Annotated in this window: 24 protein-coding genes and 1 pseudogene; 12 read left to right on the top strand and 13 right to left on the bottom strand. The window is 35.1% G+C overall.

The annotated features are described in order from the left end of the window. Nucleotides 1-10 precede the first annotated feature (10 nt). Genes SAGCYANO_RS08335 through SAGCYANO_RS08325 form a run of 3 tightly spaced genes read left to right on the top strand, consistent with a single transcriptional unit; the run spans nucleotide 11 to nucleotide 2759 of the window. Nucleotides 11-232, top strand: coding sequence for a hypothetical protein (locus SAGCYANO_RS08335; RefSeq protein ID WP_202219642.1), 222 nt, complete (start codon nucleotides 11-13; stop codon nucleotides 230-232). A 33-nt stretch (nucleotides 233-265) separates the two neighbouring features. Next, on the top strand, nucleotides 266-1411 hold the full coding sequence (locus SAGCYANO_RS08330; RefSeq protein WP_202219641.1) for a hypothetical protein: 1146 nt from the start codon (nucleotides 266-268) through the stop codon (nucleotides 1409-1411). Beyond that, nucleotides 1383-2759, top strand: a complete 1377-nt coding sequence (locus SAGCYANO_RS08325; RefSeq protein ID WP_202219640.1) for a vWA domain-containing protein — start codon at nucleotides 1383-1385, stop codon at nucleotides 2757-2759. Before SAGCYANO_RS08330 ends, SAGCYANO_RS08325 begins: the two co-directional genes overlap by 29 nt. Nucleotides 2760-3288: 529 nt before the next feature. On the opposite strand, the gene SAGCYANO_RS08320 is transcribed toward SAGCYANO_RS08325, so the two are convergent. The 7 genes from SAGCYANO_RS08320 to SAGCYANO_RS49045 all read right to left on the bottom strand — a co-directional run bounded on the left by SAGCYANO_RS08320 (nucleotide 3289) and on the right by SAGCYANO_RS49045 (nucleotide 9758). Beyond that, the gene (locus tag SAGCYANO_RS08320) at nucleotides 3289-4038 is read right to left on the bottom strand and encodes a TspO/MBR family protein (protein WP_202219639.1); all 750 of its coding nucleotides are present in this window, start codon (nucleotides 4036-4038) and stop codon (nucleotides 3289-3291) included. A gap of 502 nt (nucleotides 4039-4540) precedes the next feature. Further along, nucleotides 4541-5287 carry a sensor histidine kinase gene (locus SAGCYANO_RS44395; RefSeq protein ID WP_237395961.1) on the bottom strand — a complete coding sequence of 249 codons (747 nt, stop codon included), beginning with the start codon at nucleotides 5285-5287 and terminating at the stop codon, nucleotides 4541-4543. Nucleotides 5288-5292: 5 nt separating this feature from the next. After that, a complete protein-coding gene (locus SAGCYANO_RS44390) occupies nucleotides 5293-6411 on the bottom strand; it encodes a GAF domain-containing protein (RefSeq protein WP_237395960.1) in 1119 nt (372 codons plus the stop codon). Continuing rightward, entirely contained in the window at nucleotides 6408-8111 is a 1704-nt protein-coding gene (locus SAGCYANO_RS44385; protein ID WP_237395968.1) for a GAF domain-containing protein, read from the bottom strand. The genes SAGCYANO_RS44390 and SAGCYANO_RS44385 overlap by 4 nt, the downstream gene beginning before the upstream one ends. Nucleotides 8112-8465: 354 nt before the next feature. Continuing rightward, nucleotides 8466-8765 (bottom strand): zinc ribbon domain-containing protein, encoded by a 300-nt coding sequence (locus SAGCYANO_RS49050; protein ID WP_307785840.1) that lies wholly within the window; start codon nucleotides 8763-8765, stop codon nucleotides 8466-8468. Between the two features lie 56 nt (nucleotides 8766-8821). Further along, entirely contained in the window at nucleotides 8822-9070 is a 249-nt protein-coding gene (locus SAGCYANO_RS50160; protein ID WP_375339906.1) for a hypothetical protein, read from the bottom strand. A 115-nt stretch (nucleotides 9071-9185) separates the two neighbouring features. Beyond that, nucleotides 9186-9758 carry a transposase gene (locus SAGCYANO_RS49045; protein ID WP_307785838.1) on the bottom strand — a complete coding sequence of 191 codons (573 nt, stop codon included), beginning with the start codon at nucleotides 9756-9758 and terminating at the stop codon, nucleotides 9186-9188. Nucleotides 9759-10302: 544 nt separating this feature from the next. Between SAGCYANO_RS49045 and SAGCYANO_RS08290 the strand changes: the two genes are divergently transcribed. Further along, a complete protein-coding gene (locus tag SAGCYANO_RS08290; protein ID WP_202219638.1) occupies nucleotides 10303-11784 on the top strand; it encodes a dolichyl-phosphate-mannose--protein mannosyltransferase in 1482 nt (493 codons plus the stop codon). A gap of 1798 nt (nucleotides 11785-13582) precedes the next feature. Here the strand turns inward: SAGCYANO_RS08290 and trmB are convergent. After that, nucleotides 13583-14230, bottom strand: coding sequence for a tRNA (guanosine(46)-N7)-methyltransferase TrmB (gene trmB, locus SAGCYANO_RS08285; protein WP_202219637.1), 648 nt, complete (start codon nucleotides 14228-14230; stop codon nucleotides 13583-13585). 848 nt (nucleotides 14231-15078) lie between these two features. Between trmB and SAGCYANO_RS08280 the strand changes: the two genes are divergently transcribed. From SAGCYANO_RS08280 to SAGCYANO_RS08265, 4 genes are all read left to right on the top strand, one after another. Beyond that, complete coding sequence (locus tag SAGCYANO_RS08280; RefSeq protein ID WP_237395959.1) at nucleotides 15079-15606, top strand: bifunctional 2-polyprenyl-6-hydroxyphenol methylase/3-demethylubiquinol 3-O-methyltransferase UbiG; 528 nt, start codon at nucleotides 15079-15081, stop codon at nucleotides 15604-15606. A gap of 96 nt (nucleotides 15607-15702) precedes the next feature. After that, nucleotides 15703-15861 (top strand): hypothetical protein, encoded by a 159-nt coding sequence (locus SAGCYANO_RS08275; protein WP_202219636.1) that lies wholly within the window; start codon nucleotides 15703-15705, stop codon nucleotides 15859-15861. Nucleotides 15862-16186: 325 nt separating this feature from the next. Continuing rightward, entirely contained in the window at nucleotides 16187-16435 is a 249-nt protein-coding gene (locus SAGCYANO_RS08270) for an FkbM family methyltransferase (protein WP_307785841.1), read from the top strand. Nucleotides 16436-16444: 9 nt separating this feature from the next. Further along, nucleotides 16445-16627: a hypothetical protein gene (locus tag SAGCYANO_RS08265; RefSeq protein WP_202219634.1), complete on the top strand. Its 183-nt coding sequence runs from the start codon at nucleotides 16445-16447 to the stop codon at nucleotides 16625-16627. Nucleotides 16628-17086: 459 nt separating this feature from the next. Here the strand turns inward: SAGCYANO_RS08265 and csaB are convergent, their stop codons facing one another. After that, on the bottom strand, nucleotides 17087-18124 hold the full coding sequence (csaB, locus tag SAGCYANO_RS08260; protein WP_202219633.1) for a polysaccharide pyruvyl transferase CsaB: 1038 nt from the start codon (nucleotides 18122-18124) through the stop codon (nucleotides 17087-17089). A 78-nt stretch (nucleotides 18125-18202) separates the two neighbouring features. Between csaB and SAGCYANO_RS08255 the strand changes: the two genes are divergently transcribed. After that, nucleotides 18203-18520, top strand: coding sequence for a DUF2499 domain-containing protein (locus tag SAGCYANO_RS08255; protein ID WP_202219663.1), 318 nt, complete (start codon nucleotides 18203-18205; stop codon nucleotides 18518-18520). Between the two features lie 724 nt (nucleotides 18521-19244). After that, nucleotides 19245-19568, top strand: coding sequence for a DUF3593 domain-containing protein (locus SAGCYANO_RS08250; protein ID WP_202219632.1), 324 nt, complete (start codon nucleotides 19245-19247; stop codon nucleotides 19566-19568). 179 nt (nucleotides 19569-19747) lie between these two features. On the opposite strand, the gene SAGCYANO_RS08245 is transcribed toward SAGCYANO_RS08250, so the two are convergent. Together SAGCYANO_RS08245 and SAGCYANO_RS50155 are read right to left on the bottom strand one after the other, a co-directional pair. Continuing rightward, entirely contained in the window at nucleotides 19748-20815 is a 1068-nt protein-coding gene (locus SAGCYANO_RS08245) for an RNA-guided endonuclease InsQ/TnpB family protein (RefSeq protein WP_375339905.1), read from the bottom strand. After that, nucleotides 20790-20978, bottom strand: coding sequence for a helix-turn-helix domain-containing protein (locus tag SAGCYANO_RS50155; protein WP_375339904.1), 189 nt, complete (start codon nucleotides 20976-20978; stop codon nucleotides 20790-20792). Before SAGCYANO_RS50155 ends, SAGCYANO_RS08245 begins: the two co-directional genes overlap by 26 nt. A 167-nt stretch (nucleotides 20979-21145) precedes the next feature. Between SAGCYANO_RS50155 and SAGCYANO_RS08240 the strand changes: the two genes are divergently transcribed. Continuing rightward, nucleotides 21146-21469 carry an endonuclease/exonuclease/phosphatase family protein gene (locus SAGCYANO_RS08240; RefSeq protein ID WP_255502495.1) on the top strand — a complete coding sequence of 108 codons (324 nt, stop codon included), beginning with the start codon at nucleotides 21146-21148 and terminating at the stop codon, nucleotides 21467-21469. A 73-nt stretch (nucleotides 21470-21542) separates the two neighbouring features. Here the strand turns inward: SAGCYANO_RS08240 and SAGCYANO_RS08235 are convergent, their stop codons facing one another. Further along, the gene (locus SAGCYANO_RS08235) at nucleotides 21543-21830 is read right to left on the bottom strand and encodes a hypothetical protein (protein WP_202219631.1); all 288 of its coding nucleotides are present in this window, start codon (nucleotides 21828-21830) and stop codon (nucleotides 21543-21545) included. A gap of 653 nt (nucleotides 21831-22483) precedes the next feature. Between SAGCYANO_RS08235 and SAGCYANO_RS08230 the strand changes: the two genes are divergently transcribed. Further along, nucleotides 22484-23008 (top strand): hypothetical protein, encoded by a 525-nt coding sequence (locus tag SAGCYANO_RS08230; protein ID WP_202219630.1) that lies wholly within the window; start codon nucleotides 22484-22486, stop codon nucleotides 23006-23008. A 456-nt stretch (nucleotides 23009-23464) separates the two neighbouring features. Here SAGCYANO_RS08230 and SAGCYANO_RS08225 read toward each other — a convergent pair. Further along, nucleotides 23465-23959: pseudogene (locus tag SAGCYANO_RS08225) on the bottom strand (methionine gamma-lyase family protein); the annotation flags it as partial.

The raw sequence follows: 23959 nt of genomic DNA, 5'->3' as shown, positions 1-23959 counted from the left end.
AGAAACAAATATGAAACCAGATGGTGTAGTGAGACCTGATACTTGGACTCTGTTGGTTGGTAGGCTCAATGATTTACAAGTAGAAAAGGTATATGAAACTTTAAACAAACACTTAAAGCTTGAAAACCAAAAAGATGATAATATTGTCTCCGAAATTAAAAAATGTCGAGACAATAATCAAAATGAAAAGGCTTTAGAATTTGTCAATTGCCTGGAAAAATTAAACGATTAATCCTAAAAATATCTAACTTATGAAGTACAGAAAATGCAGAGTATTTATTTTCACATAATATCAGGTATTTTTTCAGCCATAATAGGCTGGAATTTAAGTCAATTATTCTGGCTTGACATTGGTAAACTTCTCAATCAGGAGAAATCAACTTTTGATACCATATCATTGCCACCAGAAATAATTGTACTACCAATAATAGCAGCTAGTATCGCAGTAGGAATGGTGGTAACAGAAATATTGGTTAGTAACCCAACTAAACATCGACTTAACCTTAGAGAAATATTCTTTATTAACCCCGCTCGTAATAAAGCGCAAACCTTACCTCATTTTTGGTTAGCAGTTTTATGTGGGTTAGGCGCAGGTTTAATATCAGCTCTGTTAGCTTGGTCATTATATAGTACTAACCTTTCAGGACAGTTGGTAAGAGTGATATGTTGGGTGATAGTAGGTTTATCTGTGGGTTTAGCTGAGGGGTTGAGTTGGCGATCGCGCAGCATGGAAGGCGAAACCCAAAGAGCAAATCAACGCTTATTCAAAAGTATTGTATTAGGAGTAGTTGCTGGTTTAATTGCAGCTTTAATTGTTGAAGGAGTGCGGCCTCAACTAAAAACCTCTGGTTTAGGTGGTTATGAAGATGTGATTAGCTTTAGTATTCTCGGCGCTGCTTTGGGACTTGGTTTAAGTTTAGCAGTTGCTCCTAGCTATGCAGTAGCTTTACGAGCAGGTGCTGGTTTTGAAATGACAGCAGAAATGGAAGAGAAATGTGAAATGGAAAAGCACTTTCTAGAGGATGATCCTGACTTACCTCGTATCAAAAAGGTTGATCGCCTTAAACTGCTTACCGAAGACGATCCAAGTACTCCTCTGGAAGAAAACTTATCTATTCAACTGCCATACCATACCAAAAAACAGGAACCAATAATGATTGGTGGTTACACTGATGTAGACATTTACTTGCCAGGTATTCCTAATAGATGTGCATCTTTATCTGTAAATAACCGTGTCGTTGAAATTCAATGTTTAGCTACAGGAAAGGTTCAAATAAATCGAACTTTAATGAAAGAAAGGCAAAGAAAATCACTCCGTCACGGTCAAATTATAACTTTATTACGAAAGGATAACCCAGACAAATATTACTGTTTTTGCTTCTATGATACTTTATACGATCCACAAAGCTAAACTAACAATAATAGCAGTTTTTTTTGCTATATTACCATTCGGTTGTACTGCCATACCTGAAAACACAATTAGTCAAGATGATTGTAGTAATACTGGAGAAAATCCTCAAAAATGCCCGGAAATTAGTCGTATAATTACAGAAGGCAATATAGTCAAAATGCGGGTTAAAGTTTATAACAAAGAAGGAAACTTTAATCCTAGTTTACAACAATCAGATTTCTCTGTAGAAACTATTAGTGAATTTGGTAGGGAAAAAACTATTCAACCAACTGTTATTCTGCCTACTGATACTAGGGCAGAAACTACTTTCGCTGATGTAATTATTATGTTAGATATGAGTGGGAGTATGAAGTTTGAAGATTCTAGTCCAGGTAGAAGACGCATTAAATTTAAGGGTGCTATTGATGCTATAAACGGATTTATTGATGCTGTTAATGATAAGCAAAATTTAGATGTTAGAATCGGTCTAGCACCTTTTGGTCAAGGAGGTAACGAATTTACAGTAACTGATAAAAGTTTAGATGCCAATTTTTACCCATCTGACAGTGATAAATTAAAGGAAAAAGTAGAAGAGTTAGCCAATCAATATGAAGAACTCGACGCTTCTACTAATTTATATGAACCACTAGAAACTGCTGTTGAATATTTGAGAAATTCAGTTTCTGATAGTAATAATACAACTAATAATTCTCAATCCAGACAGTTAGTTGTAATTGTGTTATCTGATGGCTTTCATAATAATGACCGCCCAACAGAAGAACAACAATTTGAGATATTAAAAAATATTCTCCAACCTCAAGATTCAGAAATACCAAAAGTTAAAGTTCACACATTAGGTTATGGTGAATCTTTAAAAGAAGTCTACAATAGTTCAGAGTGTGATATTGAGTTAACTGAAGAACAATTAACAGAAGATGAAATAATTATCAAAGACAAAGTTATCGATCAAATTATTAATAATTGTAGATATCCAAGAATAAGGATTGACCAATTGATTGTAGATCAACCACGTTTAAAACAAATCGCTGATTTAACGGGAGGTAGTCATCAATTTCCAGATAATGCTGAAGAGGTAGCCCAGAGTTTAATTAAATTCCTAGAAAGTCTACAAGAATATCAATTAGAGTATGAACAACCAGAAGGCGATCGCGCTACTAAACATCAAGCAAAGGTTTTAGTCAAAGGTCTTACTTCTAATGCAAAAAATTATCGTATTACTAATATTGGCTACGGAACTTTAAAACCATTAACTAGGGCATTATTAACTTTAGGAGCTTTAGTTGGTTTTGGTTTAATAGGGGTATTTCCCTTTATCAAATGGAGTGAAAAATTACGCGCAGAGAGATAAATTATGGTAAGCATTTCCTAGGTCATGCTGCGCAAACAGCCATCAGCCATCAGCTATCAGCTATTGCTTTTAGTTTACAATAAAAGCTTTATTAATTGTCTTACTGTAAAAGTTGACTCCCTTGCCTTTAAAGTCTATTTTAATTTAAACACTGCCCTTAAGGAGAGGGTATTATTGCGCTCGAACTGACAGCTAATAGCTGAATGCTTACTTTCAAATAAATAGACTAAAGTTGTCAAAGCATTATCTTACTACCTAACCTAAAATAATTTTGTAGTCTACTTAAATGAAAAGCGTTTTCATTAATTGATAATTGATAATGGATAATTGATAATTACCTCTGGTTAAAACCGAGAGGATTGAACATAAGGAAATATTATTTCTTCTCTTGGTTGATTGGATATGGTTAGGAAACCCATCCATCCCTCAACCGCTTTTTTCCCCTTAAAAGGGGAGGCTTTAAACCATAATTATTTAATTATTAATTACTAATTATTTGGTAAGAGAAAAACTTTAACAATTCCATATTTCAGGTAACTGTTCGTTTCAGTGGATATAGTGGCTCTTTTCCATTCAATTGCCAAATACTAAATACTAATACGGCCGCCACAGTTAACCATACACAGGAAGGGGCTAAAATCATCCCTGCTGTCGGATTAGTTTGCCAGTAAAATATAGTAACTATTAAAGCAGATAACCAAGGACCTAAAATTACGACAGGAACAGCAGCACCTAACCTATTTTCTACAGTAAATATTGTATTCCAAGTGTCTCCTAAAGCAAGATGCACTGCAAAAACTATTAAAGGAAGTACTAAAAATTGTTGGTTCATCTCCTGCCAAACTAATAACGAAGAGATAACTCGTAAGACTGCAATTGTCATCCATACGATGGGAAAAGCTAAAGGTGGAGGTGCCCATTTTGGTCTGACGATACTATCATAAGTCCGACGAGAACGAGTATTATCTAATGGGGAAAAAATTCGCGAACGTATGCTTAATAAGGTAAAAAATATCCCTACAAGTACGGTACTTAACCAATTAGGAAAAGAAGAATAACTATCAACTAAAATTACCAATTTTTCCATTCCCCAGAAAGCTAGAAGAATGATTCCTATTTGTACAATAGTTCCTAATTTATACATAAAAAGTGCTTTGATATCTAGCTCTTTTGTAGAAACTATTTGTTTGTCAATGGGTTGGTTTTTCGACTCAGTTTTTACCCCCATTACTGTATTAACAAGCTGTTCGACTGTTCCACCATCATTTGATTGAGTCATAATTAGAATATTCAGAAAACTATTAACTTTATTTTCATAGGACTTACGCAAAAGACGAAATTATACACCATTTGTAGGAGTTGGCCATGTACGGGTTAACGGCCGTTAACCCCTACTTTATGTGGTAGTTATGCGTAATTCCTGTCTCATCTAAAATCTGATTATACAGTAATATCATGTCCGGTTGAGAATTAGATTTTGCTGGAAGGAAGGCAGCTATGCTGTTTGCGTAGCATTCGGTAGGAAAGGTTTTTTTTCTCATTGCCACCTTATTTTATAAACGCTCCGATGCTACGGGAAATGATATAATTGCCAAGTTATATCAAATTGAAATGAAACTGCTATAGAATAATATTTCAAGTATAATTGACCGCAGGTAAGCGTAGATAAAGATAGATCAATTTAATGAATTTCATCATTGTATGCAACCTCATATAAAACTGGTATTAGTTCATTTGAATACAGATACTTTATTGAATACGAATTTAAAAATTCATGCTATTCAAATCCTTATATTTCTCCTGACTCCTGACTCCTGTACGGGCGATTCGCGAATCGCCCCTACTGACTCCTGATTAATTGGAATTTGAATAATAAATTCAGTTCCTTGACCTAGTTGAGAATTACAGAATAGTTGACCTTTATGTTTTTGTACTATAATTTCATAACTAATAGAAAGCCCTAAACCAGTTCCTTTTCCCACTTCTTTAGTAGTAAAAAATAGGTCAAATATTTTGTCTTTTACCTCTTGAGTCATCCCCAAACCATTATCAGCAATTTTAATTAAAACTGTGCCAGGATTATCTGGATTAATTTCTGTAGTAATCGTAATAGTAGGAATAAAAAAATTATCTGTTTCCAGTTTTTCTTCCAATACATCTATAGCATTACTAAGTAAGTTCATAAATACCTGATTGATTGGAGCTGCATAACACGAAACTAAAGGTAAATTACCATACTTTTTAACAACTGTAATCTGAGGAATTTGTGGTTTAAGTTTCAATCGATGTTGCAAAATCAACAGGGTACTATCAATTCCTGCATGGAGGTCTACTTCTTTCATTTTAGACTCATCAACGCGAGAAAATATTCTTAGTGATAATACTAATTGACGAATTCTTTCAGCTCCCATCTTCATAGAATCTATCGTCTTAGGCAAATCTTTAATAATAAACTCCAAATCAATATCTTCTGAAAAATCTTTAATTTCTGGAACTGGTTCAAGATAATGTTGATGATATAATTTCATCAAATTTAGCAAGCTTTTGCATACTCATCCACATGAGTCAGATTGCCAAAAATAAAATTTACAGGATTATTAATTTCATGGGCAATTCCTGCTACTAACTGCCCTAAACTAGCCATTTTTTCACCCTGAATCATCTGCACTTGAGTTTGTTTTAACTCCTGTAGAGTTTTTGTTAACTCTTCAGTTTGGGTACGGGTTTTTTCCAGTAATTCAGCTTGTTGTAAAGCAATACCTAACTGCACTCCCACCTGTGCTAGCAAATTAATTTCTTCATCTTGCCAATAACGAGGGCTAGAATTTTGATAAGCAACCAGTAACCCCCAAAGTTTTTCTCCCTGCAAAATAGGTACAAAAGTTTCATTTCTGGGAAGTTTACCAGCATTAGTCGGTTTGCCGATCGCAGGATTAATTGCTAAAGGAGTCTGAACCATAGGAGTCCATTCATCAATAATTGAATCTGCCACAAACTCCCCACTCCAGTCTGGATAAAAACGATAAATAGCAACTCTCTCAACTTCTAGTAACTGTCGTACTTCTTGAGTAGTCGTCTGAAAAATTGTATTAATATCAAGAGATTGCCGAATTCTATCAATAGTAATTGACAGTGCCTTTTGTCGTTCCGTTGCTTTAGCTAACTCTGCTGCTTGAGTTTGAACTTGTTTGACATACTCAGCTTGTTGCAGCGCTACTCCTAATTGAACGCCAATTTGAGCTAATAATTCTATCTCTGCTGCTTCCCACTCACGGGGTGCAGAATTTTGAAAAGCTGCTAGCAAACCCCAAAGTTTTTTGCCCTGATAAATAGCAACGATGGCATAAGCTCTAGCTTGATAAGACTCTAATACCTCAATGTAACAATCACTAAAACCTGAATTATAGATATCGTTGCAGGTACGATAAATTAATCCTTTGGCAAAATCTCCGCCCTCAGTTTCCTGCAAATAAGTATCAGTTAGAGTATTTTGCAAATGTCTAACGGAACATTTACTAACATTTGCAGGAATTTTGGGATTTTCTTTTTGTTCCTGGATTAACTGAACCCAACCTTCAGTTACTGACTCAGCCATAAATTCTCCACTCCAATCATCATTGAAGCGGAAGATCGCAACTCTGTCTGCATTCAAAAGTTGTTGCACTTCTTGGGTAGTTGTTTGGAAAATTGTCTTAATATCCAGAGACCGACGAATTTTATCAACAATTGCAGCCAGAGTTTTGCACGTTCTGCCGATCTTTCCTGCTCTGCTGCTTTTGCTAGTTGTACCGACTGTTCCTGAACTTTCTGAAAATACTCAGCTTGTTGGAGAGCAACTCCCAACTGAGCAGCTATTTGAGCTAGCAAGTCTACTTCATCTTTTTGCCAATGACGAGGAGCTGAATTTTGATAAGCTGCCAGCAAACCCCAAAGTTTTTCTCCAGGTAAAATTGGTACAACTGCATAAGCTCTGGCTTCAAATTGTTCTAAAAGTTGAAGATAACACTCAGTATGACCTGCCTGATAAATATCATCAACGGCAAAAGTTTCATTGTTGACATACCGCCCCCCCTGAGTTTCTTGTAAAAAAGTATCTTCAATAATGGGTTGAACTCCGACTAGGGGAGTCCATCCTTCTGCAAAAGATTCGGCAACAAATTCGCCACTCCAGTTAGGCAAAAACTGATATATTGCCACTCGCTCTGCTTGCAGTAGTTTTCTTACTTCTTCGGTTGCAGTGGCAAAAATTGTCTCAATTTCTAGAGATAAACGAATTTTGTCAAATAATTCACCTACAATTTTCTGGCGTTCGGCTAACTTTTCCTTTTGTCTACTTATAGCTAGTTGTGCTGCCTGTTGTTCAAGTTGTATCAGAGCATCTTCTTGTTGTAGCGCTACACCAAAATGATCGGCTATTTGTTGGACAAATTCTATTTCGTACTCTTGCCAATGACGAGGTCCACTGCATTGATGAATGCACAGCAAACCCCAAAGTTGGGGTAATATTTCTGTACCTGCACCTTTGAGTAGAGGTACAACTAGATTAGCTCGTACTTGAAATTGCCCCAAAATTTCTGCATGGCAATCACTTAATCCTGCTTGATAAACGTCTGCCACTGCTTGCATTCTACCTTCTTGATAATGAACAGCGAATTGTTCCCCAAAACAGTGGTCGTATACTTTAACTGCTAATGCTGAATTCCACTCAGCTCCTACATCTTCAGAGACCAATTCTCCTTCCCAGTCTCTTTCTGGATAAAAACGAAAAACTCCCACGCGGTCAGCTTTGAGTAGTTGACGTACTTCTGTAGCAGTAATCTTAAAAGTTTCTTCTAAGTCGAGTGGGGTACGAATTCTCTTGATTACTCTAGCTAAAGCTTTTTGTTGTTGTACTTGGTAATGTGCTGCTTCTAGAAGTTCTGTATTTTTGATGACTACTCCTAGATTTTGAGTCATTGTCTGAGCAAGTTCAATCTCTATATCTTGCCATTGCCTGGGTTTGCTACATTGATGGATACATAGTAATCCCCACAGTGCGGGTTGAGTTAATGTTGTAGCGTCTTTGGTATTATCGACTTTGAGTATGGGAACTATCAAATGAGCTTGTACCTGAAGCTCTTGGCAAATTTTGACCTCAGATTCACTTAATGTTAATGTTGCTTGCTCAATATCTGTTACAGTCTCAATGTATCCTTCTGTATTATATGCAGCCAATTCTTCCCTAAAAGGCCAATGTTCTACCTTCACCCCTAAGATGGAATTCCAATCATCTGCTACATCTTCGCAAATAAATTCTCCTTGCCAATTTAACTGAGGATAGAAGCGAAGCAATACTACTCGGTCTGCATTGATTAACTGTCGTACCTCTGTAACAGTATTTTTGAAAGTAGTTTCTTGGTCTAGAGATGCTGGAATACGAGCGATCGCCGTTGCTAATTTTTTTATATTCTTGATTTTCTACAGGCATAATTTATTGATTTTTATTAAATATTTTATAAATAATGTTTAAGAGTGAGTTAAAAAAATAATAATTTGTTTGAATTGCCCAATTGAGTTTAGTTGTTATGGAGGCGTTGCTACATAAGCCGTGACTTACCTAAACAGACGCATTCGCTTTCTGTGTAGGCATAGAAATGCCTTTTAAAGACGGTCAGAACTTCCTGAGAAACAGAAGTGGTTTTAGATTTAGCTATAACCACTTTGTTTTTACGGCGGTTTATAGTCACCGAACAAGTCCAGCCCGACTCGTTTCAAATTGATGGCAGCATTTATATCTCTATCAATTTTTAACTGTAATTTTTCATCAAAATATTCTCTGATACTGCAATCGGTAAACACTATTTCATCTCTATAAGAAAGTAGTTGAGATGTATAATTTGGTTTAACTTCAACAACACTGGCGTTAGCTTTTTCGGCTACCTGACCCAGCACTTCAAGAAATTGATAAGTTGCAGCATCTAGCCAGGATTTATTTAATCCAGATTTGGAGGATTGACCATTAGGCAAATACTTTCCACCTTCATCTTGTTTAGCTCTAATTCTGCGAGTTAATCCTGTGAGATTTAATTTCTCATGGAAAAATACTTTTTACCTGTTTTAATTAATTTGTAAGCTGTTTTGTACTGGAAATCTTTACGACTTCTGCCTATTTTTTGATGGATTTTACTTTCGCGTTTTGCTAGTTTTCGTCTTGATTTACTACCATATTTACGTTGATTTTTGCGTAAGGATACTTTTGTTAATTTGTCTTGATTGGTTATTAAAGGTTTCAGAGAAGATAATTTACTTCCAACTGAAGTGGCTAAATATATATCTTTGTCTAGGACAGCATCTAATCCTATTGAGTTTTCCCAAGTAGGTTGAATATTGTCAGTTTTTAACTCAGGAATTGATTGATCCTCTAACCTTAAATTTATCCACCAACCATCAGTTTTTGGTTAATGAAATTTGTTTAATTTTACTTCCATCAGGTATTATTCTATGATACCTGACTTTTATTAAACCTATTTTAGGGATTAAAATATATAACCATTTACCATTAATTGATGAAAATTTTAACCAAGAATCATCAGCATTAGGAAAGGTCAATGAACGATATCTAGATTGATTTTTAAATCTCGGTTTACCGCTTCGTTTGCCATTATTATCGCCTGCTACAAATCTAGAAAATGTTGCTTCTACTCTTTTACAAACATCTTGCAAAACTATTGAATAAACTTGGGAAAAATCCAGATGCTCGCCTGAGTGTTTGACTTCTACTATAGCCTTTTTCAGTTCTGGTAATTTCTTTTTCTGGTTATAGTAATTTGGTTTGTCTTTTAATTCAGATAAATGACAAATTAGAGGACAAGCATTTATAGGACATCTGTTTTGTTCCCACCAGTTAAAGCGTTCGCCTAGCATTCTGTTGTACAAATACCGACAAATTCTGAGCAAGTTGTTTAGTGTCAACTTCTGGCTAGTTTCTGGATATATACGGTATTGGTAAGTATACTTCATAGTTGAAAAAGTATATAGACTCTCAAGCTACACCGGATGGTTAAGGCCGGGATTCATCCCACGCCAATGTTACTTTTCCTAGGTCATGCTTCCCTACGGGATGCTACGCAAACGCAAACGGCGTGGAGCTTCTCCCGGTTGAAGCTAAATTTATGACTAAATCAAGGTATTTAAAAAAATTGTCTCTGCTACGCTAACATATTTTAGAGCAACTACATTTATTTTTGGCATCTCTCTTCTCTGTTTCTACCTCTCAATCATATCAAATTAGGATTAGCTCACTAACTAGAAAATTAGGTTTCAAGACTCCCCTTTAAAGGGCATAAAAAAAAGAAAATTCAGTATTTTCTTGCCTTCCTATTGGAGGAGGTACTGTTAACTAATAACTGATAACTGATAACTGAAATGACAAATACTTGACATTTTCAGTAAAAAAATGTATCGTATTATTAATTTATACAACAACAGCCCTACTTGTTCTCACTTTAGGGCTGTTTTTATGTCTTTATACTAAAATAAAAACACTCTAAAATTTATTCTATTTATGCAACTAATATCTCGTAAATCATCTAGATGGTTTATTGTTGGCATGACGAGCATATTTATATTTTCAATCATGCTCAGATTCTGGCAATTAGGTCGTTTTAATACTCTCGTTTTTGACGAGGTTTATTATGCTAAATTTGCCAACAACTACCTAACTAAAACTGATTTTTTTAATGCTCATCCTCCACTCAGTCAATATATTATTGCTATTAGTATTTGGATAGGTTCTCATCTGCCGTTCGGACAAGAAATAGTTAATAATGAAACAGGTTCTACTTTAGCTCCTTGGACTTATCGATGGATAAATGCTTTAACTGGTTCATTTATTCCTGTAGTAGTAGGAGCGATCGCTTATCAATTAACTCGTCGTCAAAGCTATGGTTTTATTGCTGCTTTACTCATTGCTTTAGATGGATTATTTTTAGTTGAATCTCGCTACGCCTTAAATAATATTTATCTGGTAATTTTCGGATTGTTAGGTCAGTTATGTTTAATTATTGCTTTGCAAGATTGGCAATTAAAGCAAAACATTTGGTTGGCTTTAGCGGGAATAAATTTTGGTGCAAGTGCGGCAATAAAATGGAATGGTTTAGGATTTTTATTCAGTATTTATCTACTTTGGATATTTGCCTGGATTATTGAATTTTTAGCACCCCCCAAAAAGCCTGATTTTATATCTCCTTTGCGAAATTTAACTCAACTAAATCTGGTTCAATTTACTTTAAATTTACTTTTTATTCCCATAATAACCTACAGTTTACTCTGGATTCCCCACATTATTCTCAATCCTAAATATGGATTTTGGGAAATGCAAAAACAAATTTTCAGCTATCATCAAAGAATTGGTAGTGGACCAGATATTCATCCTTATTGTGCTCAATGGTTTACTTGGCCATTGATGCTTAGACCTGTGGTTTATTTCTATAAAAATACAGGGTTATTAGATAAACCTGAACCTTCTTTACCACCATTACCTTCAGATATTGGAAATCCAAAAGTTAATCCACTAATTTATGATGTTCATGCCATGGGAAATCCGCCCCTTTGGTGGTTATCAGCAGTAGCAATTTTATCCTTAGTATTAATATTAATTAACCGCATCTTGGATTGGGAAAAAAAACGAAAAGATAGACGCAATAAAATTGTCGCTAAGGCCAAAGTGAAATTTATTCCTGCCTCAGAAATGTGGTTTTTACTATATTTATTATTAAATTGGTTAGCCAATTTTTTACCTTGGTCAAAAGTTACTCGTTGTACTTTTATCTATCATTATATGGGTGCTGCTGTGTTTGCTATCTTGGCACTTGCTTGGTGGGTTGATAGGTGGTTAAATAATAGACAAGTTCATCTGAAAGTAATAGGAGTTACAGTTATTTTTATCATTTTATTTGCTTTTGTTTTTTGGATGCCTGTTTATTTGGGATTACCTATATCTCCGCAAAATTGGCAGATGAGGATGTGGTTTCGTTCTTGGATATAATATTAGGTTTGAGGCGGTAGGTTTTAGGTTGTGAATATCAGGAAATTAGTTTCCCAAATTTTATTAGTTATTTGTCATATTATTAGAGTGTGCTTGATATTAATTGTCAAAAAAATGATTAATATCGCGTTCTTTTGAATACTTATCAAGAAGTTATCAATGAAGGAAAAGTAGAATAGGAAAATTTCCACGAATTATAGCAATGAGCGCTCAGGTATTTACAACTTAGTAGCTCAAAGTGCAGTAAGGGAAAAGCTTTACAAAAAATAATGTGTAAATATGCCAGAGCACATTGCTATATCTGAGAGTTCTATATTTGGATTTTTTACTCATCACCAAAAACTAGAGATTTTATACCTGATTCATTCCCATAACTTGAGAGACTTTTAACCAGAATTATAGTCCTATAAATTGAAGGTTAATACTCACAACTACGACCTAGCACCTACTAACTTTTATTTTGAGTACTTATCAATAAGTTATCAATTAAGGGAAAGTAAAATAGGAAAATTTCCACGAATTATCTGAGAGTTCTATATTTGGATTTTTACTCATCACCAAAAACTAGAGATTTTATACCTGATTCATTCCCATAACTTGAGAGACTTTTAACCAGAATTATAGTCCTATAAATTGAAGGTTAATACTCACAACTACGACCTAGCACCTACTAACTTTTATCCAGAATTATAGTCAGAGAAATTGAAGGTTAATCCTCACAACCAATAGCTTTGATTTTGAATACTTATCAAGAAGTTATCAATTAAGGAAAAGTAGAATAGGAAAATTTCCACGAATTATCTGAGAGTTCTATATTTGGATTTTTTACTCATCACCAAAAACTAGAGATTTTATCTCTCATTCATTCCCATAACTTGAGAGACTTTTAACCAGAATTATAGTCCTATAAATTGAAGGTTAATACTCACAACTACGACCTAGCACCTACTAACTTTTATTTTGAGTACTTATCAATAAGTTATCAATTAAGGGAAAGTAAAATAGGAAAATTTCCACGAATTATCTGAGAGTTCTATATTTGGATTTTTTACTCATCACCAAAAACTAGAGATTTTATCCCTGATTCATTCCATAACTAGAGAGACTTTTCGCCAGAATTATAGTCAGAGAAATTGAAGGTTAATCCTCACAACCAATAGCTTTGATTTTGAATACTTATCAAGAAGTTATCAATTAAGGAAAAGTAGAATAGGAAAATTTCCACGAATTATCTGAGAGTTCTATATTTGGATTTTTTACTCATCACCAAAAACTAGAGATTTTATCCCTGATTCATTCCATAACTAGAGAGACTTTTCGCCAGAATTATAGTCAGAGAAATTGAAGGTTAATCCTCACAACCAATAGCTTTGATTTTGAATACTTATCAAGAAGTTATCAATTAAGGAAAAGTAGAATAGGAAAATTTCCACGAATTATCTGAGAGTTCTATATTTGGATTTTTACTCATCACCAAAAACTAGAGATTTTATCTCTCATTCATTCCCATAATTTTAGAGACTTTTAACCAGAATTATAGTCAGAGCAATTGAAGGTTAATCCTCAAACCACACCTACCACCTACCAGCTTTGATTTTGAGTACTTATCAATAATTTATCAATCAAGGGAAAGTAGAATAATAAAATTTCCACGAATTATCCTAGGAGTTCTATATTTGATTTTTTGACTCATCACCAAAAACTAGATATTTTACCTCTCATTCATTCCCATAATTTTAGAGACTTTTAACCAGAATTATCTTCCCATCAATTAAAAGTTAAAACTCACACCTAATACCTAGGACCTAGCACCTACTACCTTCTCAAATGAGGCTCTATATACAGGTTGATCTTTAGCTAAAGTAACAATTTCTCTTTCTGATAATACTGGCAAAATATTTTCAGTTAACCAATCATCAGAACTTCGAGAAAATGAACTATGAACAGAGAAGCGTTTACACATTTCTTTTGCCACTTTCTCTACATCAGAATGGAGAAAAACTTTTCCTCCAACTGTTAAATAATTTGCTAAATCTTCGACTAACTTTGGCTGTACAACTCTGCGTATTTGATGACGTCTCTTAAACCAAGGATCGGGAAATAAAATTGAGACTCTTTGTAATATTTCCTCTGGCAAAGACTGTAATATTTTTTCCAGAGAAATATTGGCATTACAAAATAAATAGTGCAAATTATTAAAACCCTGTTCATTTAGCAAATTATTAGCTTCTATAACTAATGGTTCCCGAATTTCTAAACCGAGAAAATTCCATTCAGGTTCTGTCTGTGCCATCTGCCATAAAAATTTACCCCGACCACAACCAATATCTAAATGTAATGGTTTATTTAAATCAGAATAAATATTACTAAAATTTGGTAGAGTTACTAGCTGTTGATACTTACTAGAGAAAGGATTAACGTGTTGTCTTACTCTGACTCTTGCCAAAATTTATACCTCTATTTTTACGCTATAATTATACGATAATTATGTAAATTTTTACCACTAATTCAGATAGGTAGTAGTTCATTAATGGATAATGGATAATGGATAATTTATAATTACCCCTGGTTAAAACCGTTACGGAATTGAATATAAGGAAATATTATTTCTTCTCTTGGTCGATTGGATATGGTTAGGAAACCCATCCATCCCACCCTTCGGGAAGCTACGCAACGACCACTTTTTTCCCCTTAAAAGAGGAGGCTTTAAACCAGAATTATTTAATTATTAATTATTAATTATTCGGTAAGCATTCAGCTATCAGCTATTGTTTAAAGAGAAGTAATTATTCATTACCAATTGCTGTTAACGTAGTTCCTCCGGAGGAGGCTGCCTGACTACTTACATTACTTCAATACCAGTTTTGAGCTAGAAAATTCTCTTTTCTGTCAAAGAAATATCTCTTTTAAAATCTTTTAATCACGCTTATTATTCGTAAAATTATTTTTTCAAAATGATATAATGAATAAAGCAAGCATTCATTTAATTTATACTACAATTTCAACCAGATATTCGTACTCTGAAGCTTTGATAAAATTGCTTTTTTCTCCTTTAGGGATGGCGAAGTATCCTCGCAATATCCAATGGACCAAGAGAAAAGAAAAAATTTTCCCTACCTCGTCAATCCTCTTGTTTTCAATGGCAGGTAATTATTAATTATTAATTGTTGAATACCTATATATTATGAAACTAAATTCATCACAAATAAAAAAATTGAGAACTTTCTAGAAAAAATTAAAAATGATACCTATCCCGAACCTCCAACCAAACTTCATAATCAAATAACTGAGCAAATGTTTGATGTATGTCTAAAGGAAATATTTTTACCACCGGCAGCCAAAATATTAGATATTGGTTGTGGTCAAGGTGTAGCTTTAGAGATATTTAAAAAACATGGTTTTTCACCAACTGGAATTACTCTAAATAGTGAAGATGTGGCTATTTGCCAACAAAAAGGTTATCAAGTTTATGAAATGGATCAATCTTTTTTAGAATTTGAAGATAACTATTTTGACTTTGTTTGGTGTAGACATTGTTTAGAACATAGTATTTTTCCATATTTTACTTTGCAGGAAATTTATAGAGTTATTAAACCTGAAGGTTATCTATATTTAGAAGTACCTGCTCCTGATACAAGTTGCCAACATCAAACTAATAAAAATCACTACAGTGTATTGGGAAAAACTATGTGGTTAGATTTAATTAGAAGAACAGGATTTGAAATTTTACAAGTGTTAGATATTAAATTTAATGTGCCTGTAGGTCCGGATATGTATTGGGCAATGATTCAGAGGAAAAATAGTTCAACTATGACTTCATAAAATTCTACCAAAATTATCAATATCCAATGGCAATCTAATTCTGAACAACAATAAATAAAGCTCTCCCTAGATTCTAATAAATTTACTCAAAAATTGATGCTTGACTCTGTTCAAAAAGGGCGAGCTTATGAATCTGAAATTTTCCAATTAATTCGGAAATTTCTACAATATGGTGACTGTTTTATTGATATTGGCACTCATATTGGATATTATTCTGTTTTAGCTGCAAAAATAGTAGGCATCGAAGTTCAATAATTAATAATTGATAATGGATAATGAATAATTGATCATTACCTCCCTCTAAAAGGAAGAGGATTGAATAAAAGGAAAATTTTTTCTCTCTTGGTCGATTGGATATGGTTAGGAAACCCATCCATCCCTCGACCGCTTGTTTTTCCTTTAAAGGAGAGGCTTTAAACCTTAATTATTCGGTAAAATTTTTGCTTTTGAACCAGAACTATCAAATTATCAAAAATCTTAGAGAATATTAGTCTCAACAGTCTAAATAATATTAGCTTATTTAATCTTGCTATTGGCTCAGAAACGAAACAAACACAACTATTTTTTAATCAAGATAACGATGGCGGTCATGCTTTGTGGGATGTCGGTAAACATCCATTCAATCAAAAAATTTTGGGTAATCAAACAATGCAAAATATTCAACAATCTACACTTGATGATATTTTGGTTCGGCAATAAAGATATTGGTCACATCAAAATGATTAAAATTGACACTGAAGGAGCAGAACTTGATGTGATTAAAGGAGCAGTAAATACATTTTCCCAATATGATGTTCCCTATATTATTTGTGAAATTAATAGATTTTGATTACAACAAATGGGAACTAATGAAACAGAATTAAGAGAATTTATGGATTCCTTAAAATATGAAGCTTATTTAATTACCTCAGATGAAATTAATCAGCTAGTTCAGTTACCTATCAGTAAGTATTATCAAACATCCCATGTATTTAACGTTCTATTTACTAAACCAAATAAAATGATAAATCAGGAATCATAATTCAGACTTTAAAATGCACGACTTCTATCTACATTATTGTGGAAGTTTTTCCAGATTTTGGCAGTACTGCAACCGTAATGGTATTACCGAAAAATCGTGGTCTAAATCCTCCTCTTTTAAGAGGAAAAAAAAGACAATATTCCTTATATTCAATCAAGAACGGTTTTAACCAGAGGTAATTATCAATTATCCATTATCCATTAATGAATTATCCCCTACTCCCCCACTCCCCCACTCCCCCAACAAAATGTAGAAAAGTTTTTAAGAAATGGTATTACAGGGAAGGCAGTCGAAAGAATTGTCGCTCAATTTTCCTCTCCTTGTCTGCTCAAAATGTGAGTATTTTGGGCAATTCTGAGCTAAAAGCTGACACTTTTTTCGCAACAAAAAGGCTAAAACCTTTGTATGTCAATGTTTTGATATTTAATCGGCAGAGCAATAATTATTAATTATTAATTGTTAATTATTAATTGAAGATAATACCTCTTGATGAATTAGCGATCGCTCCCTCAAAAAATCTATTCTTTCTGGAAACAAAGCATCCCCATTCGCATAATTTTCAATCCACATCTTACTAATTAAATTTGCATCTTCCGGCAATTCAGCTAACTCCCATCCAGGCATTTCTAACTCAGTCATTAACTGACTAACTTTCGGGTCATAACTAATAGCAAAACAACGACATTCCTCCGCAGAACCCATAATTAAACTGTGGAAACGCATACCTATTACCATTTCCACACCCCGAAAAACTCCCTTCAAAACTCTAGGGTCTTCTATACTTAAAATCTTGCTATGATTAGGCAATTTTTGATGAATAGATTCAGCAATTTTTAAATCCTTTATCGGTTGAAAAGGCAACAACAAAATAAACGCTTTAGTTGCCTTTTGAAAAGAAACCAAAGCCTGAGTTAAAATTGCTAAACGTGCCGGAGTAAGTTGTGGGTGAGGTCTCAAACTGACCGCTACTCTAGGCGCAGGTAAATCCCAAAGACCGGGGACAGAAGAGCCTTCTAAGGCCCAAACTGGGTCAGGAGCTAAAGTAAAAGGAATCTCCCACTTGGCAACTATTTTTGCCGAATTGGCATCCCTGACACTAACCGCAGTACAACCCTTAAAACATTGCTTTGCTAAAAATTGGGTAGTTTGATGATCTAAAGGCCCAATACCCTGTGCCCAGGCAATTGTTTTTAAGCCCATTTTTTGAGCAATTCCCATTAGTCCGGCATAATAAAAAGGACTAGCAATACTGGTAGCATCTTGAATCAGACTTCCACCCCCCCAGATAAAGACATCCGAACGTTTCATTGCCTGGAGAATAGTCAAAGTATTGAGGCGATCGCCTGCTTCGACTTGATATTGTTTTTGAGTTTCGATAGGGTTACCAGACAAAACATAAGGTTGAATATTATCAGGCAACATCTGTAACAAAGATGCTAATAATGCCTCATCTCCACTATTACCTTTGCCGTAGTAACCGCATAAAATTGCTCGCATTTGTCTGAGTAGTTTATTCTTTTGATATAACCTTATATAACACCAAAGTTGATACTTAAATTTTCAGATTTTTTAGATATGCACGCTTTATCAATTCCTACTTGGATTATTCATATTTCTAGCGTTATTGAATGGATAGCTGCCATTTGGTTTATTTCTCTCTATGGCAATGTCACTAATAACCGTGCCTGGTATGGTTTATCTTTTGCCATGTTACCTGCATTGGTAAGTGCGATGTGTGCCTGCACTTGGCATTATTTTGATAATGACCCAAATTTGGAATGGTTAGTTACTCTTCAAGCTTCAATGACTTTGTTGGGAAATTTTACTCTATTAGCTGCTGCTTGGTTGATATTTTCTAACAGTAAAAAGCAAGAAGAAAGTGGCGAGAGTTAATTTTTCGGTACGACACTTACTCTAGACTAGAGACTATGATTTTTTGACAAATTACAGATATTCACAAGTGAGCTATTTTTCAGCGCTCCAGACTTATATATCTGTAACGTTATAGTTTTGAGAGAGTATTTAGAATACTGAGAACTGAATCTAGACTAGAGACTATTATTTTTTGACAAATTACAGATATTCACAAGTGAGCTATTTTTCAGAGCTTCAGACTATATATCTGTAACGTTATAGTTTTGAGAGAGTATTTAGAATACTGAGAACTGAATCTAGACTAGAGACTATCATTTTTTGACAAATTACAGATATTCACAAGTGAGCTATTTTTCAGAGCTTCAGACTATATATCTGTAACGTTATAGTTTTGAGAGAGTATTTAGAATACTGAGAACTGAATCTAGACTAGAGACTATTATTTTTTGACAAATTACAGATATTCACAAGTGAGCTATTTTTCAGAGCTTCAGACTATATATCTGTAACGTTATAGTTTTGAGAGAGTATTTAGAATACTGAGAACTGAATCTAGACTAGAGACTATCATTTTTTGACAAATTACAGATATTCAGAAGTAAGCTATTTTTCAGCATCCCACACCAGATAATCTATAACGTTATAGTTTTAAATCTGTAAATTTAGAGTCTTTGAAATACTCACTCCTGACTCTAGACTACTAGCTACTTAATACAACAAAATTTTTTATACTCCTAGAAATATGATTTCTAAAGATACTCTATTTGCTCTTTCTCTATTTCCCTATTTAGGCTTTCTTTGGTTTCTCACTCGTTCAGGCAAAACACCCCGTTTAGCTTTAATTGGATTTTATGGCACTTTAGTATTTGTAGGCGTAACTATTCCCGCCGGAATTTATGCTAAACAAGTTTATAGTGAAGCCTTAGCAAATATTGATTGGTTACATGGTAGTGCGGAAGTATTTCTAACACTATCTAATATTTTAGTAGTGCTAGGTTTTAGGGAAGCTGTGTTGAAGAAGGAAGAGGAAAGAAGGAAGAACGAAGAAGGGAAAACTCATTTTTAAAGAAGGAAGAAGGAAGAAGGAAGAAAAAACTCAAATCTTACTTTTTTTTGTAAATAGGTTTGGAGGCAATGGGCAAATGAATCTCTTCTTACTTTTGCAAATAATTACCAAAGTATTTGTCTATAGTTATTCAGGATTAATTTTAATTTACTTCATACTCCGAGTGACATACTCCCACACTAAGCTGGCGCTATAGTGTAGGCTTCTCGTTTCCCTGCCCTGCCGTTGCATCGGGCTCCACGAGCTTTAAAGACGGAATGCCCTACCGCCCTATTTTTGATATTTATGGCCGCATTCAAGTCGCGGTCTATTACTATGCCACAGTGCGGGCAAGAATGAGTTCGTATGTTTAATTCTTTGGGAACTTTTTCACCACAATTTGAGCAATCTTGGCTGGTATTTTTAGGGTTTACTGCTATAGTTTTCTGTCCAGCATTTTCAGCTTTGACAGTTAAAATAGACAGGAATTGACTCCATCCAGCATCGTTAATTGATTTACTCAAATGGGTCTTTGCTAGACCTTTAATGTTTAAGTTTTCATGGGCGATAACTTCAGCTTTTGATAACAATTCATTGGCTGTTTTAAAGTGGAAATCTTTACGTTTGTCGGCAACCTTTTTATGTTCTTTTGCTACAGCTTTGACCGCTTTGAGCCACCTTTTACTTCCTTTTTTCTTTCGAGATAAACGTTTTTGCAAAGTCTTTAATCGCTTCTGAGATGAGCGATAGTATTGAGGGATTGGAACAGACTCTCCTTCACTTGTTACTAAAAATTCCTTCAGTCCCATATCAATTCCCAGAGTATTTTTTAATGTAGATTCAACTTCAGTTGTAAAAGCTGGAACTGATTTGTCTTCTAGGGATAAAGTCACATAATAACCATCAGCTTTACGACTAATAGTAGCAGTTTTGATTATAAACCCTTCTGGTATTGGACGATGCTGAATCAACTTTACCTTGCCAATTTTTGGTAAGTTGATCTTGCGTCCTTCAATACAGTCTTGTTTGATTTGAGGATAAGTAAAACTACGATAACGGCTTATTTTCTTAAACCTTGGTTTTCCTAATTTATGTCCACTCTTGTCTGCTTTAAACCATCTATCAAAAGCAAGTTTTACCCGTTTTATGCAATCTTGCAAAACCTGAGAATGAATTAGCTTATACTCAGGAAACTTGTCTTTGGTATTGACCAAATCTTTTTTTTGAGAGTAATAATCTGGATTATCCCTGAGTCTTGGAATTGGCATCTACCTTGGGGCAAGCATTAACCGGACAACGGTTTTCTGACCACCATGAGAATCTTTCACCTAACCTATAGTTGTACTGCCGACGCAACAATTCCAACCACAATTCCATTGTGGCTATTTGTTCTTTGTTGGGCCTTAATTTATATTGGTAAGCAGTCCGCATAGTGGAAAATTTCCGGGATTATAGCAAAATAATAACACAAGTTTTTCAACCAGGGCGAAAGCTTCTGCTGAGATATTTGCAAATTGAATGGGCATCGAACCTATTCAATTTGCTGCCGATTCATCTGGTCGCCAAATCTAAAAATTATGGCGTGAAGCTTCTCAGCGATTCAGCTAAAAAAAGAAAGTTTGCCAGTTATTGTGGCGGGTGATTTTAATATGAGCGAACAATCTCAGGATTACTATTATTTAAGACAAGTATTAAATGATTCTTTTCGAGTATCAGGAATGGGTTTTGGTTTAACTTGGCCTGCGGGTTGGCGTCTGGATTTTTTAATTCCAAATTCTACCTGGAAATTAGATTATCCTCTGTTTAGAATTGACTATATTTGGTATTCAAATCATTGGGTTTCTAAATCTTCTGAAGTTTTGTCAACTACAGGTTCAGACCATTTGCCTTTAGTCGCGGAATTAGTGTTAAGAAAACAGTGAAATTATCATGCTTTGTAATTGGTTATTTATAGAATATTTAACTATTCTCACAACTAATATTTTATGAACATGGTTAGCCGAAAATATTACCTAACAATTCTAAAAGATAGCTGCTAAAAATACTCGCGGACACTCCAACAATAAAACCTGCAACTACAACTATCCACCAAAAATTTATCCTACTGCTAACCCTACAAAAATATTTATCTCGCTCCTTCTTTGATGCTTCGGTAAAAATAACAAAACGATAGGTAGGTAATTTAATTAACCAAAGAATCAATGTGGACACTACAAAAGTGGTAAGCACAATAAATAAAGCCAAAGCAAATAACTTCAACAAAAGTATAGAATCCCTCTGCATCTCTTTTAAATTATTTGTTTCGCAAGCATTAAAAAACTCAATAAGAAAGTCTACTTTTTTTCCAAGAGGGAGTACCTTCCTCTACTGAAGATACCGATATTTCCTGCTTCTCAGGAACTTTTTTATCATGGAATTGAACAAGGTAAACCCAAGTAAATATAAAATCTGTACAAATCAAATTTCTTCTGCTCTATCCGCAATAAAAGAGAAAAATTCCATCCTCCATCTCCGGGAGCTTCAGCAAATGAAACCACTATTGCTCTCGAAAATGTGTCCAGGCGAATATCTCGGGCGAGGAAACAGCTCAAAGAGAAGTTGAGCGGCTATTTTCTTTGCACTATCTTAGGCTCAGTGGTGAAGTTTTGCCCCAGTCAGTCCTCGGAAAAAAAGTCAAGCAAAATAGTCAGAAACAGAAGAGCAAAAGCGTCATATAAGTATAAACCAATAAGCATTAAGCTTACAGTCCACAATTTTCAATTAAAAGGAGACATGATGAAAACAAAGGTAACGGCAATTCTCGCCTGCGTCTTGAGCTTATTTATCTGGGTTGGCAGTGGTTTACCAGCCTCCGCACAAGGTTACGAAACAGAGGTGTTCGTAACAACAGACTGGTCAAGCGCGCTCCGTGAGGCTAAATCAAAGAAGACCGCGGAATGGAGTTATACATACCATACTGGTCGTTAGATGAGTTTCCTAAAAACCTGAGTGAAGTCCAGACAATCGAATTTGATTTAAGGGGCCCCCTTATCAACCCTAGCTTATTGCCTCCTGTTATATTGTCTGCAGAAGAGGCCGGTTTAGACACAATATATACGGTTGTTGCCGGTAAGCCGCCGATTGGATTCAGAGGTTGTGACGAGTTTAATCCGAATCTAGTCTCGGCAGAATCTTATGTGGGTTTTTACGCCGATCAAGAAAGTGTTACAAATCAGACATTGGATCTTCTTGTTCAAGATTATATCATATTCGTCTCAGATGCATTAAATCCTTCTGATAAGAAAGACCCCTTTGCTAGTAACTGCCTGACGGTATCAGGAGCCACAGGGAAACTCACACTCGACTTCAATGAAGTACAGGGTGGCCTCTCCCAAGATATAGGTCTTGATGCCGAGGGCAAATTGACGATAGAAAATCCCTCTGGTGAAAACATCTCAATTGTAATAGCGAAGCAGAAATAAGGACACAGGGATGTGGTTGAAGGGAAATCGTAGAGTTTTGTGAGCATCTCCCATAAGATCAATCTACCGAATTACCCCACAGCCAGCAGCTAAAGGTTAAATATCCGAGGTCACTTGTTGAAGCCTCTTCCGCTGGTTCAGCAAGCCTAATTAGAAAGGTAAGGACACAGTTAAATTTCGATTTAACCAAGGTCTGTAGCGCAGTTTTGACTCTGCCAAAACGGTATTTTTTGGATTCTCTTTCAAAAGAATATCGTAAGCGCTTGGAGGGTGATTTTAATCCGCTCCAAGCATCCGCTTAGAATCCCCGTCTTTTTAAAGCGGGGAGAAGTCAAATCATCCATTATTTTCATTTTCTAAGAGCTAATGAAAAAATCGCCACACCAAAGGATTTTCAGTTGTATTCTTACAAATTAGGTTGCAAGTCCCTAATGAAAAAATTCTAAATTCTAAATTCTAAATTCTAAAACCTACCGCCTCAATAGCAGCCTCCAGAGCGATCGCCACATGAGTCCAATGAGTCCCCCTGACAAAACACCACATAAGGTTCCCTCAAAGGACCATCCGCCGAAAATTCAGAAGTCGCCCCATCAATAAAAGTCCCCCCCGCCATAACCAACTGACTTTCATATCCAGGCATCGGTGCAGGTACCGGGTCTAAATAAGACCCCACAGGCGAATATTGCTGAATAGCTCGACAAAAAGCAATCAACTTCTCCGGGGAACCCAACTTTATCCCCTGAATAACATCCCGTCGTTTTTCAAAAGGAAGAGGATTAACAGGATAACCCAACTTATCAAAAACATAAGCCGTCAAATGATTACCCTTCATCGCCTCCCCCACCATTTGAGGCGCCAAAAATAAACCTTGAAACAACAACCTATTTTGCTCAAAAGTCGCCCCACCACTACTACCAATACCAGGAGCAGTTAACCGACAAGCAGCAGCTT

The organism is Okeania sp. KiyG1 (assembly GCF_014132355.1).
Classification (GTDB): Bacteria; Cyanobacteriota; Cyanobacteriia; order Cyanobacteriales; family Microcoleaceae; genus Okeania.
This window is presented reverse-complemented; position numbering and strand designations above follow the sequence as displayed.